Source organism: Mycobacterium sp. 852002-10029_SCH5224772, assembly GCF_001667315.1.
Classification (GTDB): Bacteria; Actinomycetota; Actinomycetes; order Mycobacteriales; family Mycobacteriaceae; genus Mycobacterium.
The window spans coordinates 26,832-43,701 of the sequence record NZ_LZHT01000029.1; the positions used below are offsets into that span (position 1 = coordinate 26,832).

The window sequence follows — 16,870 nt, forward strand, 5'->3', positions numbered from 1 at the left end:
TAGGCTGACGCCACCATGTCGGCCAAGCAGTCCGTGGCACAGCGAATCGGCGGGGTGCTCGAGCGGGTCACCCGTCAGAGCGGCCGTCTGCCAGAGACGCCGGCGTATGGCTCCCTGCTGCTCGGGCGGGTGGCGGAAAGCCAGAGCCGGCGCCGGGTACGCATCCAAATCATCATGACGGTGCTGGTGCTGGGAGCGAACCTGATCGGGGCCGCCGTCGCCCTGCTATTGGTGACGGTCGCCATTCCGGTGCCGAGCGTGTTCGACGACGCGCCGGCGTGGATCACATTCGGCGTCGCACCGGCCTACATCGTGGCGGCCTCGGCATGGGGCACGTATTGGATCACCCGCCGGACCGTAATCGCCCTGCGCTGGGCGATCGAGGAGCGCAAGCCCACTCGAGAGGACGAGCGCAACACCTTTGTCGCCCCGTGGCGCATCGCCGTTGTCGACCTCGTCTTATGGGGCATCGGGACGGTGCTGCTGACGACGCTGTACGGCATGGTCAACACACAGTTCATCCCGCGGTTCCTTCTCGTCGTGAGCTTCAGCGGGGTGGTGGTCGCCACCGCTAGCTACCTACTCGCCGAGTTCGCGCTGCGTCCCGTCGCCGCGCAGGCGCTCGAGGCCGGGCCACCGCCACGACGGTTGGCGGCGGGCATCATGGGCCGGACGATGGTGGTCTGGTTTCTGGGTTCGGCCGTGCCCGTCATCGGGATCATGATGCTGGCCTTTTTCGAGCTCGTGTTGCGCAATCTGACCCAGACCCAGTTCGCGGTGGGCGTACTGATCGTGTCGATGGTCCCGTTGGTCTTCGGGTGCACCCTGATGTGGATCCTGGCCTGGCTCACTGCGACACCGGTGCGGGTGGTCCGTGCCGCGCTGGCCCGCGTCGAGCGGGGCGATCTGCGCGGGGACCTCGTGGTGTTCGACGGCACCGAACTCGGTGAGCTGCAACGTGGCTTCAACACGATGGTCGACGGTCTGCGGGAGCGCGAACGTGTCCGTGATCTGTTCGGTCGCCACGTCGGACGTGAGGTCGCGCTGGCCGCGGAACGCGAGCGGCCGAAGCTGGGCGGCGAAGAACGCCATGTGGCCGTCGTGTTCATCGATATCGTCGGGTCGACACAGCTGGTGACGAGCCGACCTCCGGCGGAAGTCGTTGCGGTGCTGAACCGTTTCTTCGCGATCGTCGTCGAGGAGGTGGATCGCTACTGCGGGCTGGTCAACAAATTCGAAGGCGATGCATCGCTGGCCATCTTCGGGGCGCCGAACCGCCTGGATAGTCCCGAAGATGCAGCCCTGGCCGCCGCGCGGTGTATTGCCGAGCGGCTGGCCGACGAAATGTCCGACCTCGAGGCCGGCATCGGCGTGGCGGCAGGCCAAGTCGTCGCCGGAAACGTCGGCGCCAAAGAACGATTCGAGTACACCGTGATCGGTGCGCCGGTCAACGAGGCTGCCCGGCTGTGCGAACTGGCCAAGTCACACACCAACCGTCTGCTTGCGACCGCCGACGCCGTCGAGGGTGCAAGCGAAAACGAGCGGGCGCGTTGGTCAATGGGCGACACCGTCACCCTGCGCGGGCACGAGCGCCCTACCCGTTTGGCGTCACTCGGCGACGTCGCTCCACCCGCTCAGTAGGTTTCGGCGGGCTCAGACCGCCACCTGGCGGTGGCGACTTTGGTTGCCGCCGCACCGTTTGGCTTCATACATCGCGGTGTCGGCCTGGGCAACCAATTGATGGAACGCGTGCTCGGCATAGTCCGAGACGACGCTGCGCAGCGCCAGGGTAGCGATTCCGACGCTGGCGGTCACCGAGGCGTTCATCTCGGCTATCGCGTCACAGAGGTCTCCGCCCCACTTCGGCAGCTGTTCCGCGGAAACAATGTCGGCGACCAAGAATTCCTCCCCACCGACGCGGCCGACGATGGCGGTCTCACCACTAGCGGTCGTCAGGGTGCCGGCCACCTCGATGAGCGCCTCATCGCCGGCGGCGTGCCCGCGGGTGTCGTTGAGCTCCTTGAAGCGGTCCAGATCAACCATCGCGACCGCCAGAAACATGTGATGGGCGCCGGCGAGCATCCGACCGACTATCGCCCGGTCGCAGGCTCGGCGGTTCAGCAAACCGGTCAGCGGGTCGCGGTTGGCCCGCGAGAGGTCCACCCAGAGGGCGCGCACCACGACCTGGATGGCGAGCGGAACGACCACGTTGAGTTCCAGAACCAGAAAGTATCCGGTGAAGGCCAGCACCGCCTGCCCGGTGGCGGCGAGGCGCACCGCTTGCCAGGCGCCGATCGCGCTGGCCACGCAGAAGTTCAGCGCCATGAGCCTGGAGGTGTGGAAGAAGGCGATGTAGCCGCCGGTCACCGACAGCGCCGAGCATGCCATCAGCCCGACCAGCGGCTGGGGCTGCCACAGGCAGCCTCCGCCAATGGATACGCAGCCGGTCATGATGTAAAAAATGGACTGGCGCCGAGTGGGCCACCCACTCAACCACAGCGCCGTCATCACCATCCCGATCACGGCGGCCAGAACCGAAACCGTCAGCGCCACATGCGGATACAACGGGACCGGTCCCCACAACACGTTGACGGGCACCAGGACCAATGAGGCCGCCACAACGGCCAACACCCTGCGGGTGTTGGTGCTCAGCCCGTGGGCTTGCAAATAGCCTGTCAGCCAATCGAAGTGGTCGTCCTGCCCCCACCACGTCGCCAGCCGCTTCATCAGTTCGCCTTTCCCCGAACTCACTCACCCCGTCGGGTCACACCGCCAGAGCCGGCGAGTTGGGTCACAGTAAATACCATCGCGTGCTGCACGTGCCTCGAATCGACAAGAAAGCCGGATGTATGGTCAGGCCGGCCCACTGCGATGCGTCGTCGCGCGTACGCGCGTCCACGACGATGTCGCTTTTCCGCTAGTTTTGTCGGCGCGAGGGTGTAAGTCTGGAAGCGTGCACGACGATTTCGACCGCTGCTACCGCGCCGTCCAGTCCAAGGACGCGCGGTTCGACGGCTGGTTCGTCACCGCGGTGCTGACCACCCGGATCTACTGCCGGCCCAGCTGCCCGGTGCGGCCGCCGTTCGCCCGCAACGTGCGGTTTTACCCCACGGCGGCGGCCGCCCAGCGCGCCGGCTTCCGCGCCTGCAAGCGGTGCCGTCCCGATGCCTCACCGGGGTCCCCGGAATGGAACGTGCGCGGTGACGTCGTGGCGCGGACGATGCGGCTCATCGCCGACGGCACGGTGGACCGCGAGGGCGTCGGCGGCCTGGCCGCCCACCTCGGCTACACCACTCGCCAGCTGGAACGGCTGCTGCAGGCCGAGGTCGGAGCCGGCCCCCTCGCGCTGGCCCGCGCGCAACGTGCACAGACCGCCCGTGTGCTGATCGAAACCACGGACCTGCCGTTCGGCGACGTCGCATTCGCCGCCGGCTTTTCCAGCATCCGCCAGTTCAACGACACCGTCCGCTCGGTGTTCGAAGTCACACCGAGCGCGCTACGCGGGCGCGCCGCAGCACGCCCCGCATCGGGGGGCAATTCGCCTGGCACCGTGTGCCTTCGGCTCCCGGTACGCACACCGTTCTCCTACCAGGGAGTCTTCGGCCACCTCGCGGCCGGCGTCGTTCCCGGTTGCGAGGAGGTCCGCGGCGGCGCATACCGACGCAGCTTGCGCCTTCCGTTCGGCAACGCCATCGTGACCTTGGACCCTGCTGCCGACCATGTGCGCTGCGTCCTCGTCCTCGACGATTTCCGCGACCTGACAACGGCGATCGCCCGCTGCCGGCGGCTGCTGGACCTCGATGCGGACCCCGAAGCGGTGGACGAAGCCCTGGGCGGCGACGCCGAGCTGCGCCCCGTGGTGGCCAAGGCGCCCGGGCAGCGCATTCCCCGCACGGTCGACGAAGCCGAACTCGCGGTACGCGCGGTGCTCGGACAGCAGGTGTCCACCAGGGCCGCGAGCACCCACGCAGGCCGCTTGGTCGCCGCGTACGGACAGCCGGTCGACGACGCCGAGGGATCGCTGACCCGCACGTTCCCCTCCGTCGAAGAGCTCGCCGACATCGACCCCGTCCATCTGGCGGTGCCCAAGGCTCGCCAGCGCACGCTGGGCGCGTTGGTCGCCGGCCTCGCCGACGGCAGCATCGTCTTAGACACCGGAAGCGACTGGGACAGCGCCCGCAAACAATTACTCGCGTTGCCGGGGGTGGGCCCCTGGACCGCCGAAGTGATCGCGATGCGCGGCCTCGGCGACCCGGATGCCTTCCCCGCCAGCGATCTAGGGCTGCGCCTGGCCGCCAAACAGTTGGGATTGCCTGCCGACGAACGTTCCCTCGTCGAACGCAGCGCCCGCTGGCGCCCCTGGCGTTCGTATGCCACCCAATACCTTTGGACCACTCTCGAACATCCGGTAAACCATTGGCCGCCACAGGAGGTCGCATGATCGAGTACCGCACCATCGACAGCCCCATCGGACTGCTGACCCTGGCCGGGCGCGACTCGGTGCTGACACACCTACGGATGGTCGACCAGACGTATGAACCGAACCGCGCGGGCTGGGCGCCGAACCCCGGGGCGTTCGGCGACGCCGTCGAGCAACTGGCCGCCTACTTCGCCGGTGAGCGCACCGACTTCGATTTCGCGTTCGATCTGAACGGGTCCGAATTTCAGCGGCGCGTGTGGAAGGCGTTGTTGAAAATCCCGTATGGAGAGACGAGGTCATACGGTCGTATCGCCGAGCAGATCGGCGCCCCGGGGTCGGCCCGCGCTGTGGGATTGGCCAATGGACACAACCCGATCTCCATCGTCGTCCCGTGCCACCGGGTGATCGGCGCGAACGGCAGTCTCACCGGCTACGGCGGCGGCCTGCAGCGCAAACGCACCTTGCTAGACCTGGAAAGGACCCACAGCTGCGCAACTTTGTTCGATTAACGGCCGGGCGCGGCGATCACGTAGGCTGCGCGCATTCACGATGACTCACGTTTCCTTTTGCCAGGTCCGTCCAACGGCGATATCGTCCATAATTGTGGACGACAGTGCGAAGGACCCAGCCGTGGTTCTGCCGTACCTGGTGGGTAGGCCTTTGGCGGCTACCGAGGTCTACGAAGCATTCGGTTACCGCAAGTCCGCGTACTACAAGGCGGCTCGCGAGGGCAGGCTGATCACCGCAGACAACCTGATCAGGGCGGCTAAGTTTTTAGGGTTGAACCCAGTTGACCTGCAGGTCCGCTACGGCCTGATCGACCCCGACTCGGTCGCCGAGTACCTGGAGTCCCAGCCCGGCCCGCCCAGATTGCGTGACCTTCGCCCCGATCCCAACAGTCCGCCCGTCTGAGCGGCGCTGCCGGGACCGTTTGAATGATCAAAACCGCACTCATCGTCGCCACCCTGGTCGCCATCTTGTGCAGCCTGTGGATCCGGCGGGATACCTGGCGCTCCCGATGGGAGGCCGGCGCCACCCGCAACATCGCACTGCATGGCTGCGCCGTGCTGCTGATGTCACATTGGGCTGCGGCCGCGCTCGGTCCGCCCCTGCACCGCGCCTTCGGGCTGTGGAACGTCCAACATCTCCTCGGCCACATCTGCTGGATCTTCGCGGTGACGGCCATCATTCGGCACGGGCTCATCCGCCTCGTGGATGAAACCTACGAGCGCGAATTGTTGCGCAAATACGTCACGCGTCCGCTACGGGTGGCGGTTCCGCTGCTGGTGGCGCTGTTCGTCATCGCCGACGAAGGTCATCACCTCGACTTCTTCGCCGCCCCGGCCAGCGACTTCTGGCTGGCGGCTTACTGGTTGGTCTTGGGCGGCCTGATGATCTACCTCCTCGTCTATGCCGGACGAGTACTCCTGATACTGCGGACGGATCCCCGCTCGACGACGACTGTCGACCTCTATCTGATCTCGGCCGCATTCGGCGTGGCAGCTACCGCGATCCAGATGGGCACCTCCTGGGCGGGCTCCGATATCGTCTTGCCCGTCTGGTTGTGCGCCTGTCTAAGCGCAATCGGTTTCGCCTACGGTTCTGCCCGATCTTGGCAAGCCAAGGTCGCGTGGTTCACGTCCGGCGACTAGGCCACCCGCGGGATTCGTCACCCGCGATCGGCGCGCAATCGCGACCCTAAGCGCTTATCCGCCGACTACGTGCCGCGCCACCACTATTTGACGGAACCCGTAGCGCTGTCCGACGATCTTCCCCCCGGTAGCACGGCCCGTACCCGTCAGCGGTATGCCGCGGAGCAGGCCCCCTCCCTTGGCTTCGGGGCCGACACCAGCGGAGGTGGTGACAGCCGACGGCGCGATTTCCCCGCTTGTCGCCGGGGCCGCCGCGGCCCAGCTTTGCGGCACGGACAAGTGGCCCACCGTGCCCGCCCTGCCCAGACCCGCCGACACCGACGAGGACGCACCCGAGGACAGCGGGGCGCCGCCCAGGGTTCCACCCACACCGCGCAAGCTGACCGCGGCCGCCGCACCTTTGCTGCCACCGGCGGCTGGCATCACACCTTCCCAGATCTTCATCATGTGCTCCCAGTCGCCCATATGGCTATAGGCCATCCCAAGGTGGTTGGTATACAGTGATGTCCACTTTTTCATAGACTCCGATGCAGACGATCCGCTAGTCCCAGCGGCTCCATCCACCGCTCCGCCGGCGGCTAAGCCGGAGTTTGCCAGCGCCGAGGACGTACCGGGCTGCGCGCCTGTCTCGGCGGCCGCGTCCGCGGCGTGCGCGACCGCGGCCGCTTGACCGGCCTGCCCCGCCGGGTTGGTGGTGGATGGCGGCTGGTCGAAGGTGGTCAGCGTGGCTGCGCCGGCCGACGCGGCTGCGTAACCATACATCGCGGCTGCATCCTGGGCCCACATTTCGGCGTACTGGGCCTCGGTAGCCGCGATCGCCGGCAGGTTCTGACCAAAGAAGTTCGTTGCGATCAACATCATCAGTTGTGCGCGGTTGGCCGCGATCACCGGCGGCGGGACCGTCATCGCAAACGCCGCCTCGTAGGCCCCCACGGCCGCCTTCGCCTGGACGGCCGTCTGCTCGGCCTGGGCGGCGGTCGCGGTCAGCCACGCCGCATACGGGGCCGAGGCGGTGGCCATCGCCGCCGACGCCGGACCCGTCCACACGCCCGTGAGCTCGGAGATCAGCGAACTGTAGGAGGCTGCCGTGGTGTACAGGTCGATGGCCAACCCGTCCCAGGCCGCCGCGGCCGCCAGCATCGGCCCTGACCCCGCACCGACGTACATCCGTCCGGAGTTGACTTCCGGCGGAAGCGCCCCGTAATCCACTAATTGGCCCCCTCGCCTTGTCGACGGCTTTCGCAAGCACACCAACGCCGCCCGAAACTGTGGTCAGATACTTGTGCGCGGGTACCGTCCGGCGCTGCCGACACCGTCGGCCATGGAGTCACGAACGCGAGGCCCTTCTTCGGCCGCGGCGGCTATCCCTCAGAAGTGGACGATGGTTCACATATGTGATCGTAAGAACGCATATGTACGTGTCAGTTCATAGAAATGAACTGAATCTAGCTGAAGATGAACATTTGTCTTTGCTATTACACTCTCGGCCACGCAGCACTTAACCTCGCAGATGAGCGGCTTGTGATAGCCGAGGAAACCGTTGAACCGGAACCAGCGAGGAGACAAATCACCGTGTCGTTCGTGACCACCCAGCCGGAAGCGTTAACCGCCGCAGCCCAGAACTTGGCTGCCATCGGTGCGGGGCTGGCCGCACAAAATGCAGCTGCGTCGGCGCCGACGATGGGAGTGGTTCCCGCAGCAACCGATGAGGTGTCGGTGCTGGTTGCGGCCCAGTTCGCCACGCACGCCCAGATGTATCAGACGGTCTGCGCCCAGGCCACGGTGATCCACGAGAGCTTCGTGAGAATGCTGCACTTCGGCGCCGGTTCATATGCGGCCACCGAAGCCATCAACGCCGCCGCGTCCAGCTGAGGGGGATACGTGCTGGATTTCGGAGCGTTACCCCCGGAGATCCATTCTGGCCGCATGTATTCCGGCCCGGGCCCTGGGTCGATGATGGCCGCGGCATGGGCTTGGAACATGCTGGCCGCGGAGTTGGATTCCGCAGCCACTGACTACGACACGATCATCACGCAACTGGTAAGCGAAGAGTGGATGGGCCCGGCGTCGGCACAAATGGCCGAGGCTGCCAAACCCTACGTGACGTGGATGCGCGCCACCGCCGTGCAGGCCGAACAGGCCGCCATTTCGGCCAGGGCCGCGACGGGCGCTTACGAAGCCGCGTTTACCGCTACGGTGCCCCCGCCGTTGATCGAAGCCAACCGCACCCAGCTCGCCCAGGCGGTGGCGACGAATGTCCTGGGTCAAAACACGCCGCTGATCGTTGCACTCGAGGCGCAATACGCCGAAATGTGGGCGCAAGACGCTACCGCGATGTACGGCTACGCCGGCCAGGCCGCCCCGGTCACCCAGGTGACACCGTTCACTCGGCCGACGGAGACCACCAATCCGGCTGGAGAGGCGATGCAAGCCGCCTCGGTCGCCCAGGCGGCCGGCACGTCGGCCGGCGCAGAGTCGACACAGTCACAGTTGCTCTCCTCGGTACCGCCCACACTGCAGGCGCTCTCGTCGCCCGCGGCGGCGAACACGCCCCCACCGCCGATCACAGACGTGCTGGAACAAAATCCCGTGTTCGACATGTGGGCCGAATACGCCAGCCCGACCCAGAACACCCTCGCGATGATGTATCGCGTTACCGGGATGTCGACCCACTTCCTATCGCTCTCAAAGGGTTTGGCGCCTGCTGCCAAGGCCGCCAGCGAGGGAGCCAAGGCCGCAGCGGGCCTGCCGGCCCTTGGGGCGTCGCTGCGCGCGGCGGGTGGTAGCGGCGCCATATCGGCAACTTTGGCTTCCGCTGCACCGGTCGGCGGCCTATCCGTGCCGCCCACCTGGTCCTCCGCGGCGGGCCCGGCGATAGCTTCTGGGACATCGCAGATTCCGATCAGCCGCTTCATCACCACCCCGGAGACGTCAGGGCCCGGAAACCTGTTGGGCGGGATGCCGCTGGCGGGTGTCGGCGGCGGTTCGAACGGCGCCGGTCCGCGCTACGGGATCCGTCCTACGGTGATGGCGCGCCCGCCGTTTGCCGGATAACCGGCTGGCGACATGTCGGCCATCCGGGTCGAGACCCGGTTCAGGGCAAGGCCATTCGATCAGCTGTAGGGCTGCCCGCAGGTCGGGCAGGTGAACGCGCGTCGACACCTGGTGCGGCGACGGAAGTTTGGGCCTTCACTGCGGCCGGCCCCAGGGCGCATCCCGTGTTGCCTGCTGACGGCAGCCGCGTGCTGGTTTCCCGATCGGACTCACGGCCGTCCGCGATGGGCCGGCCCGACGGGGCGCACCGCCATGTCCCTAAATCCCTGTGCCCCACTGATTTTGGCCGCACATGCAAAAACACCCCCGTTGCCGGGGGTGTTTTTGTGTATGTTCGGCGGTGTCCTACTTTTCCACCCGTATGGGCAGTATCATCGGCGCTGACAGGCTTAGCTTCCGGGTTCGGAATGGGACCGGGCGTTTCCCTGTCGCTGTGGCCGCCGTAACTCTATTTAAATTTGTTTGGTGGGGGGTGCGGTGTTCATGGCATTGCTGCCATGAATTGGACTGTGGTTGCGATTGTGTGTTGGTAAGTTTTCGGCCGGTTAGTGCCAGTTCCCTGCACTCATTACTGAGCTTCCAGGTCTGACCTATCGATCCCGTGGTCTGCGGGGGGCCTTATCCCTCTAAAAGGGTGAGAAACCTGATCTTGGAGAAGGTTTCCCGCTTAGATGCTTTCAGCGGTTATCCTGTCCGAACGTGGCTATCCAGCCGTGCTCCTGGTGGAACAACTGGTATACCAGAGGTTCGTCCGTCCCGGTCCTCTCGTACTAGGGACAGGTTTCCTCAAGTTTCTGACGCGCGCGGCGGATAGAGACCGAACTGTCTCACGACGTTCTAAACCCAGCTCGCGTGCCGCTTTAATGGGCGAACAGCCCAACCCTTGGGACCTGCTCCAGCCCCAGGATGCGACGAGCCGACATCGAGGTGCCAAACCATCCCGTCGATATGGACTCTTGGGGAAGATCAGCCTGTTATCCCCGGGGTACCTTTTATCCGTTGAGCGACACCCCTTCCACTCGGGGGTGCCGGATCACTAGTCCCGACTTTCGTCCCTGCTTGACTTGTAAGTCTCGCAGTCAAGCTCCCTTGTGCACTTACACTCAACACCTGATTGCCGTCCAGGTTGAGGGAACCTTTGGGCGCCTCCGTTACATTTTAGGAGGCAACCGCCCCAGTTAAACTACCCGCCAGGCACTGTCCGTGAACCCGATAAGGGTTCGACGTTAGGTGTCCAATACGATCAGAGTGGTATTTCAACAATGACTCCATACAAACTGGCGTCTGTATTTCACAGTCTCCCACCTATCCTACACAAACCGTACCGAACACCAATACCAAGTTGTAGTGAAGGTCCCGGGGTCTTTTCGTCCTGCCGCGCGTAACGAGCATCTTTACTCGTAGTGCAATTTCGCCGAGTCTATGGTTGAGACAGTTGGGAAGTCGTTACGCCATTCGTGCAGGTCGGAACTTACCCGACAAGGAATTTCGCTACCTTAGGATGGTTATAGTTACCACCGCCGTTTACTGGGGCTTAAATTCTCCGCTTCACCTTGCGGTTAACGGGTCCTCTTAACCTTCCAGCACCGGGCAGGCGTCAGTCCGTATACATCGTCTTGCGACTTCGCACGGACCTGTGTTTTTAGTAAACAGTCGCTACCCACTGGTTTCTGCGGCCGAATCCCGCTCCCACCGCAAGGGTGTTCACGGTATTCCGGCCCCCCTTCTCCCGAAGTTACGGGGGCATTTTGCCGAGTTCCTTAACCATAGTTATCTCGTACGCCTTGGTATTCTCTACCTGACCACCTGTGTTGGTTTGGGGTACGGGCCGTGTATGTGCTCGCTAGAGGCTTTTCTTGGCAGCAGAGGATCACCGAATTCACCTCAATCGGCTATGCATCACCTCTCAGGATTAATGAGCGACGGATTTGCCTATCGCTCTCCCTACAGGCTTGCCCCAGTATTACCACTGACTGGTACGGCTACCTTCCTGCGTCACCCCATCGCTTGACTACTACCAACGAAGGTCCCACGCAGCCCCGAAACTCCGTGCCCCCGAAGGGGAACGGTCGATCCGGTTTTGGGTGGTTAGTACCGCTGATTCATCAGGGACGCCCATACACGGGTACGGGAATATCAACCCGTTGTCCATCGACTACGCCTGTCGGCCTCGCCTTAGGTCCCGACTCACCCTGGGCGGACTGGCCTGGCCCAGGAACCCTTGGTCTTACGGCGGGCAAGGTTCTCACTTGCCTTATCGCTACTCATGCCTGCATTCTCACTCCCCCATCCTCCACCACCGGTTACCCGGAGGCTTCGCTGAATGAGGGACGCTCCCCTACCCACACCCACCGTACGGTGAATGTGCCGCGGCTTCGGCGGTGTGCTTGAGCCCCGCTACATTATCGGCGCACAATCACTTGACCAGTGAGCTATTACGCACTCTTTCAAGGGTGGCTGCTTCTAAGCCAACCTCCTGGTTGTCTTTGCGACTGCACATCCTTTTCCACTTAGCACACGCTTAGGGGCCTTAGCCGGCGATCTGGGCTGTTTCCCTTTCGACGTACGGAGCTTATCCCCCGCCGTCTCACTGCCACGCTTTACACCACGGCATTCGGAGTTTGGCTGACGTCAGTAACCTAGTAGGGCCCATCGGCCATCCAGTAGCTCTACCTCCGTGGTGAACCACGTAACGCTGCACCTAAATGCATTTCGGGGAGAACCAGCTATCACGGAGTTTGATTGGCCTTTCACCCCTACCCACAGCTCATCCCCTCAGTCTTCAACCTAAGTGGGTTCGGGCCTCCACGCGGTCTTACCCGCGCTTCACCCTGGCCATGGGTAGATCACTCCGCTTCGGGTCCAGAACACGCCACTACACCCCAAAAGGGGATGCGCCCTATTCAGACTCGCTTTCGCTGCGGCTACCCCGCACGGGTTAACCTCGCGACGTGTCCCTGACTCGCAGGCTCATTCTTCAAAAGGCACGCCATCACCCCACAAGGAGGCTCTGACGGATTGTAGGCACACGGTTTCAGGTACTATTTCACTCCCCTCCCGGGGTACTTTTCACCATTCCCTCACGGTACTAATCCGCTATCGGTCATCGAGAAGTATTTAGGCTTACCGGGTGGTCCCGGCAGATTCACAGCAGATTCCACGGGCCCGCTGCTACTCGGGAATTGATACAAGGTAGGTGACAGGTTTTCGCGTACCGGGCTCTCACCGTCTACGGCAGACCATCCCAGGCCACTTCCGCTAACCACGACACTTTCTGACTACCCCTCAGCCAGGTAGAGCTGAGATGTATCCTCCCACAACCCCGCACACACAACCCCTACCCGGTATCACATGCGTGCGGTTTAGCCTGTTCCGCGTTCGCTCGCCACTACTTACGGAATCACAATTGTTTTCTTCTCCTACGGGTACTGAGATGTTTCACTTCCCCGCGTTCCCTCCCGCACCCTATATATTCAGATGCGGGTAACACGACATCACTCGTGCTGGGTTTCCCCATTCGGAAATCCTCGGATCAATGCTCGGTTGGCAGCTCCCCGAGGCATATCGCAGCCTCCTACGTCCTTCATCGGCTCTCGATGCCAAGGCATCCACCATGCGCCCTTAAACACTTACTTACACACAAAAAAAATCAAAAAGAAATTACACATTTTGATGAACACGTCAGCCACAAGGACTACGCGTTCATCTAGATGCTCGCAACCACTATCCAATACTCAAACACCACACCCCACCACCAAGATGGAGGGACTCCACACGGATCGACCGAGTGTTGTCTCAGGGCCCAATAGTGTGTCTGGCAATCATTTGCTGTTGTGCACCCGGCTCCCATCCACTACAGACGAGAACCCCTCACGGCTCGCACCCCACCAATTGGAGTGCTTTTCGTGGTGCTCCTTAGAAAGGAGGTGATCCAGCCGCACCTTCCGGTACGGCTACCTTGTTACGACTTCGTCCCAATCGCCGATCCCACCTTCGACAGCTCCCTCCCAAAGGGTTAGGCCACTGGCTTCGGGTGTTACCGACTTTCATGACGTGACGGGCGGTGTGTACAAGGCCCGGGAACGTATTCACCGCAGCGTTGCTGATCTGCGATTACTAGCGACTCCGACTTCATGGGGTCGAGTTGCAGACCCCAATCCGAACTGAGACCGGCTTTAAAAGGATTCGCTTAACCTTGCGGCATCGCAGCCCTTTGTACCGGCCATTGTAGCATGTGTGAAGCCCTGGACATAAGGGGCATGATGACTTGACGTCATCCCCACCTTCCTCCGAGTTGACCCCGGCAGTCTCTCACGAGTCCCCGGCATTACCCGCTGGCAACATGAGACAAGGGTTGCGCTCGTTGCGGGACTTAACCCAACATCTCACGACACGAGCTGACGACAGCCATGCACCACCTGCACACAGGCCACAAGGGAACGCCTATCTCTAGACGCGTCCTGTGCATGTCAAACCCAGGTAAGGTTCTTCGCGTTGCATCGAATTAATCCACATGCTCCGCCGCTTGTGCGGGCCCCCGTCAATTCCTTTGAGTTTTAGCCTTGCGGCCGTACTCCCCAGGCGGGGTACTTAATGCGTTAGCTACGGCACGGATCCCAAGGAAGGAAACCCACACCTAGTACCCACCGTTTACGGCGTGGACTACCAGGGTATCTAATCCTGTTCGCTCCCCACGCTTTCGCTCCTCAGCGTCAGTTACTGCCCAGAGACCCGCCTTCGCCACCGGTGTTCCTCCTGATATCTGCGCATTCCACCGCTACACCAGGAATTCCAGTCTCCCCTGCAGTACTCTAGTCTGCCCGTATCGCCCGCACGCTCACAGTTAAGCCGTGAGATTTCACGAACAACGCGACAAACCACCTACGAGCTCTTTACGCCCAGTAATTCCGGACAACGCTCGCACCCTACGTATTACCGCGGCTGCTGGCACGTAGTTGGCCGGTGCTTCTTCTCCACCTACCGTCAATCCGAGAAAACCCGAACCTTCGTCGATGGTGAAAGAGGTTTACAACCCGAAGGCCGTCATCCCCCACGCGGCGTCGCTGCATCAGGCTTGCGCCCATTGTGCAATATTCCCCACTGCTGCCTCCCGTAGGAGTCTGGGCCGTATCTCAGTCCCAGTGTGGCCGGACACCCTCTCAGGCCGGCTACCCGTCGTCGCCTTGGTAGGCCGTCACCCCACCAACAAGCTGATAGGCCGCGGGCCCATCCCACACCGCAAAAGCTTTCCACCAAAAGACATGCGTCTAAAGGTCCTATCCGGTATTAGACCCAGTTTCCCAGGCTTATCCCGAAGTGCAGGGCAGATTGCCCACGTGTTACTCACCCGTTCGCCACTCGAGTACCCCCGAAGGGGCCTTTCCGTTCGACTTGCATGTGTTAAGCACGCCGCCAGCGTTCGTCCTGAGCCAGGATCAAACTCTCCAAACAAAAACTCCTCGATGAACGAGGTGAATTCACAATCAGAGAAAATCTGACCTAACAAAAAGACACCAAAAACTGGCATCAAAAATCACCATACCCACACACGGGGGGTGTTAGGTATGGCCAAAAAACAACAACAAATAAAAAGACCAAACACACTATTGAGTTCTCAAACAACACTTATTTCGCCCGTTTTGGGGCAACCCTGCCAGCTTAATACGAGTCCGGCAGTGGAGTCAACTCCCAGTTTTTGGTCTTCCAGAGACCGTGTCGGGAGCAGCCGTGCCAGGCTAGTACCAATCCAGCGAGAGAGTCAAGGCCCCGCTCTCGTCCACCTTCGCGTCGGTGATCGCGCTTGTGGGGCACTGACTTTGGTTACTCTACCCGCTCGATCTCCGCTCCCAAAATCGCCAGGTTCTCCACGAACAACGGGTAGCCGCGATCGATGTGGAAGACGTCGTGGACCTCGGTGTCGCCGTCGGCGACAAGACCCGCCAACACCAGGCCGGCGCCGGCCCGAATGTCCGAACACCAGACCGGCGCGCTCGACAATTGCGGCAGCCCGCGGACGACGGCGTGGTGTCCGTCGGTGCGGGCGTCGGCGCCCAGACGAATCATTTCTTCAACGAAACGAAAGCGCGCCTCGAATACGTTCTCGGTGATCATCGAGGTGCCGTCGGCGATCGACGCCAGGGCGATCGCCATGGGCTGCAGGTCGGTGGGAAACCCGGGAAACGGCAGGGTCGCCACGTTGACGGCCTTCGGCCGCTCGTACTGGGCCACCCGGAAGCTGGTGTCGGTTTGGGTGACGGTGGCGCCGGCGTCGTGCAGCTTGTGCAGCACCACCTGCAGGTGTCCCGGATCGATGCCCGTCACCGAGATGTCTCCGCGAGTCATCGCGGCGGCGATGCCCCACGTGGCGGCGACGATGCGATCCCCGATGACGCGATGTTCGGTCGGGTGCAGCCGCGGCACGCCGGTGATGGTCATGGTCGGCGAACCCGCGCCTTCGACCTGGGCGCCCATCTGATTCAACATCGTGCACAGATCCACGACATCGGGTTCACGTGCCGCATTGTGGATCGTGGTCACACCCTCAGCCACGACCGCCGCCATCAAGATGTTCTCGGTGGCCCCCACCGACGGAAATTCCAACTGAATCTCCGCGCCGCGCAACGTATCAGCCTGCGCCACCACGCATCCGTGCTCGATGTTGCACTGCGCGCCCAGCTGGCGCAGGCCGGCCTGATGCATGTCCAACGGCCGCGACCCGATCGCGTCACCACCGGGGAGGGCGACGCGGGCCCTCTTGCACCGACCGACCAGCGGCCCCAGCACGCAGACCGAAGCCCGGAACTGTCGCACCGCGGCAAAGTCGGCATCGTATTTCGGCTCATCGGGAGAGGTGATTCGGGCGACGTCGCCGTCGAGTTCGACGGTGGCGCCCAGGCCGCGCAGGACCTCCGCCATCAGCGGCACGTCCAGGATGTCGGGGCAGTTGGTGATGGTGCTGGTGCCCTCAGCCAACAGCGTCGCGGCCATGAGCTTGAGCACGCTGTTCTTGGCGCCCCCCACCGCGACTTCGCCTGACAACCGGTTGCCGCCGGTCACCACGAATCGCTCAGCCACCCGCGTCAGTCTAGTGAAGCGGTATCGGCTTGTCAGTCGGCCAGCAATCGAGCCAACTCCCGGCCTCTTCACCCGCCGCAGTACCGTTTGTTCATGGCAGTACACCTGACTCGCATCTACACGCGGACCGGCGACGACGGCACCACGGGGCTGAGCGACTTCTCGCGGGTCCCCAAAACCGACCCCCGCCTGGTGGCCTACGCCGACTGCGACGAGGCCAACTCGGCGATCGGCGTCGCCGTCGCCATCGGTCGGCCCGACGAGGAACTCACGGCCGTGTTGCGCCAGATCCAGAATGACCTCTTCGACGCCGGCGCGGATCTGTCCACCCCGGTGGTCGAGAACCCCGAATATCCGGCGCTGCGGGTGACCCAGCCCTACATCGATCGGCTCGAAAACTGGTGTGACACATATAACGAGTCGTTGCCGAAGTTGAATTCCTTTATATTGCCGGGTGGTTCGTCGTTGTCGGCGTATTTGCACGTCGCCCGCACCGTGGTGCGACGGGCCGAGCGCTCGGCATGGGCCGCGGTCAATGCCGCGCCCCAGCAGGTCAACGTCCTGCCGGCGAAATACCTGAACCGCTTGTCGGATCTGCTGTTCATCCTGTCGCGCGTGGCCAACCCCGACGGCGATGTGCTCTGGAAGCCGGGCGGCAGCGCGAGTTAGC

General features: G+C 63.0%; 11 protein-coding genes and 3 rRNA genes. 8 read left to right on the forward strand and 6 right to left on the reverse strand.

Annotation, left to right across the window (positions count from 1 at the left end; genetic code table 11):
* Nucleotides 1-15 precede the first annotated feature (15 nt).
* The gene (locus A5775_RS07105) at nt 16-1,641 is read left to right on the forward strand and encodes an adenylate/guanylate cyclase domain-containing protein (RefSeq protein ID WP_067249808.1); all 1,626 of its coding nucleotides are present in this window, start codon (nt 16-18) and stop codon (nt 1,639-1,641) included.
* A gap of 12 nt (nt 1,642-1,653) precedes the next feature.
* On the opposite strand, the gene A5775_RS07110 is transcribed toward A5775_RS07105, so the two are convergent.
* Nucleotides 1,654-2,727 carry a GGDEF domain-containing protein gene (locus A5775_RS07110; RefSeq protein ID WP_067249811.1) on the reverse strand — a complete coding sequence of 358 codons (1,074 nt, stop codon included), beginning with the start codon at nt 2,725-2,727 and terminating at the stop codon, nt 1,654-1,656.
* A 226-nt stretch (nt 2,728-2,953) separates the two neighbouring features.
* On the opposite strand from A5775_RS07110, the gene A5775_RS07115 reads away from it, so the two are divergent.
* The 4 genes from A5775_RS07115 (at nt 2,954) to A5775_RS07130 (ending at nt 6,072) form a co-directional block, all read left to right on the forward strand.
* A complete protein-coding gene (locus tag A5775_RS07115) occupies nt 2,954-4,441 on the forward strand; it encodes a DNA-3-methyladenine glycosylase 2 family protein (RefSeq protein ID WP_067249814.1) in 1,488 nt (495 codons plus the stop codon).
* Nucleotides 4,438-4,929: a methylated-DNA--[protein]-cysteine S-methyltransferase gene (locus tag A5775_RS07120; RefSeq protein WP_067249817.1), complete on the forward strand. Its 492-nt coding sequence runs from the start codon at nt 4,438-4,440 to the stop codon at nt 4,927-4,929. Before A5775_RS07115 ends, A5775_RS07120 begins: the two co-directional genes overlap by 4 nt.
* Before the next feature lie 94 nt (nt 4,930-5,023).
* Nucleotides 5,024-5,332, forward strand: a complete 309-nt coding sequence (locus tag A5775_RS07125) for a hypothetical protein (RefSeq protein ID WP_067249820.1) — start codon at nt 5,024-5,026, stop codon at nt 5,330-5,332.
* 23 nt (nt 5,333-5,355) lie between these two features.
* Nucleotides 5,356-6,072, forward strand: coding sequence for a hypothetical protein (locus A5775_RS07130; protein ID WP_067249824.1), 717 nt, complete (start codon nt 5,356-5,358; stop codon nt 6,070-6,072).
* Nucleotides 6,073-6,126: 54 nt separating this feature from the next.
* Here A5775_RS07130 and A5775_RS07135 read toward each other — a convergent pair whose 3' ends face one another.
* Nucleotides 6,127-7,281, reverse strand: a complete 1,155-nt coding sequence (locus A5775_RS07135) for a PPE family protein (RefSeq protein WP_067249827.1) — start codon at nt 7,279-7,281, stop codon at nt 6,127-6,129.
* Nucleotides 7,282-7,644: 363 nt separating this feature from the next.
* Between A5775_RS07135 and A5775_RS07140 the strand changes: the two genes are divergently transcribed.
* Together A5775_RS07140 and A5775_RS07145 are read left to right on the forward strand one after the other, a co-directional pair.
* Nucleotides 7,645-7,944 carry a PE family protein gene (locus A5775_RS07140; protein ID WP_067249830.1) on the forward strand — a complete coding sequence of 100 codons (300 nt, stop codon included), beginning with the start codon at nt 7,645-7,647 and terminating at the stop codon, nt 7,942-7,944.
* A 9-nt stretch (nt 7,945-7,953) separates the two neighbouring features.
* Nucleotides 7,954-9,126 carry a PPE family protein gene (locus A5775_RS07145; RefSeq protein WP_067249835.1) on the forward strand — a complete coding sequence of 391 codons (1,173 nt, stop codon included), beginning with the start codon at nt 7,954-7,956 and terminating at the stop codon, nt 9,124-9,126.
* A 332-nt stretch (nt 9,127-9,458) separates the two neighbouring features.
* Here A5775_RS07145 and rrf read toward each other — a convergent pair.
* The 4 genes from rrf to murA form a co-directional block, all read right to left on the reverse strand.
* A 5S ribosomal RNA gene (gene rrf / locus A5775_RS07150) occupies nt 9,459-9,571 on the reverse strand.
* Nucleotides 9,572-9,651: 80 nt separating this feature from the next.
* A 23S ribosomal RNA gene (locus A5775_RS07155) occupies nt 9,652-12,761 on the reverse strand.
* Nucleotides 12,762-13,045: 284 nt separating this feature from the next.
* Nucleotides 13,046-14,577: ribosomal RNA gene (locus tag A5775_RS07160) — 16S ribosomal RNA — on the reverse strand.
* The 16S, 23S and 5S rRNA genes sit together here, the layout of an rRNA operon.
* Nucleotides 14,578-14,946: 369 nt before the next feature.
* On the reverse strand, nt 14,947-16,200 hold the full coding sequence (gene murA, locus A5775_RS07165) for a UDP-N-acetylglucosamine 1-carboxyvinyltransferase (protein WP_067249838.1): 1,254 nt from the start codon (nt 16,198-16,200) through the stop codon (nt 14,947-14,949).
* Nucleotides 16,201-16,293: 93 nt separating this feature from the next.
* On the opposite strand from murA, the gene A5775_RS07170 reads away from it, so the two are divergent.
* Nucleotides 16,294-16,869 carry a cob(I)yrinic acid a,c-diamide adenosyltransferase gene (locus A5775_RS07170; protein ID WP_067249840.1) on the forward strand — a complete coding sequence of 192 codons (576 nt, stop codon included), beginning with the start codon at nt 16,294-16,296 and terminating at the stop codon, nt 16,867-16,869.
* The last annotated feature ends 1 nt before the right edge of the window (nt 16,870 follow it).

Bases quoted from the DNA above. Each gene is read 5' to 3' on its own strand.
- A5775_RS07105 (WP_067249808.1), top strand. From the start codon at position 16: ATGTCGGCCAAGCAGTCCGTGGCACAGCGAATCGGCGGGGTGCTCGAG.
- A5775_RS07110 (WP_067249811.1), bottom strand. From the start codon at position 2,727: ATGAAGCGGCTGGCGACGTGGTGGGGGCAGGACGACCACTTCGATTGG.
- A5775_RS07120 (WP_067249817.1), top strand. From the start codon at position 4,438: ATGATCGAGTACCGCACCATCGACAGCCCCATCGGACTGCTGACCCTG.
- A5775_RS07130 (WP_067249824.1), top strand. From the start codon at position 5,356: ATGATCAAAACCGCACTCATCGTCGCCACCCTGGTCGCCATCTTGTGC.
- A5775_RS07170 (WP_067249840.1), top strand. From the start codon at position 16,294: ATGGCAGTACACCTGACTCGCATCTACACGCGGACCGGCGACGACGGC.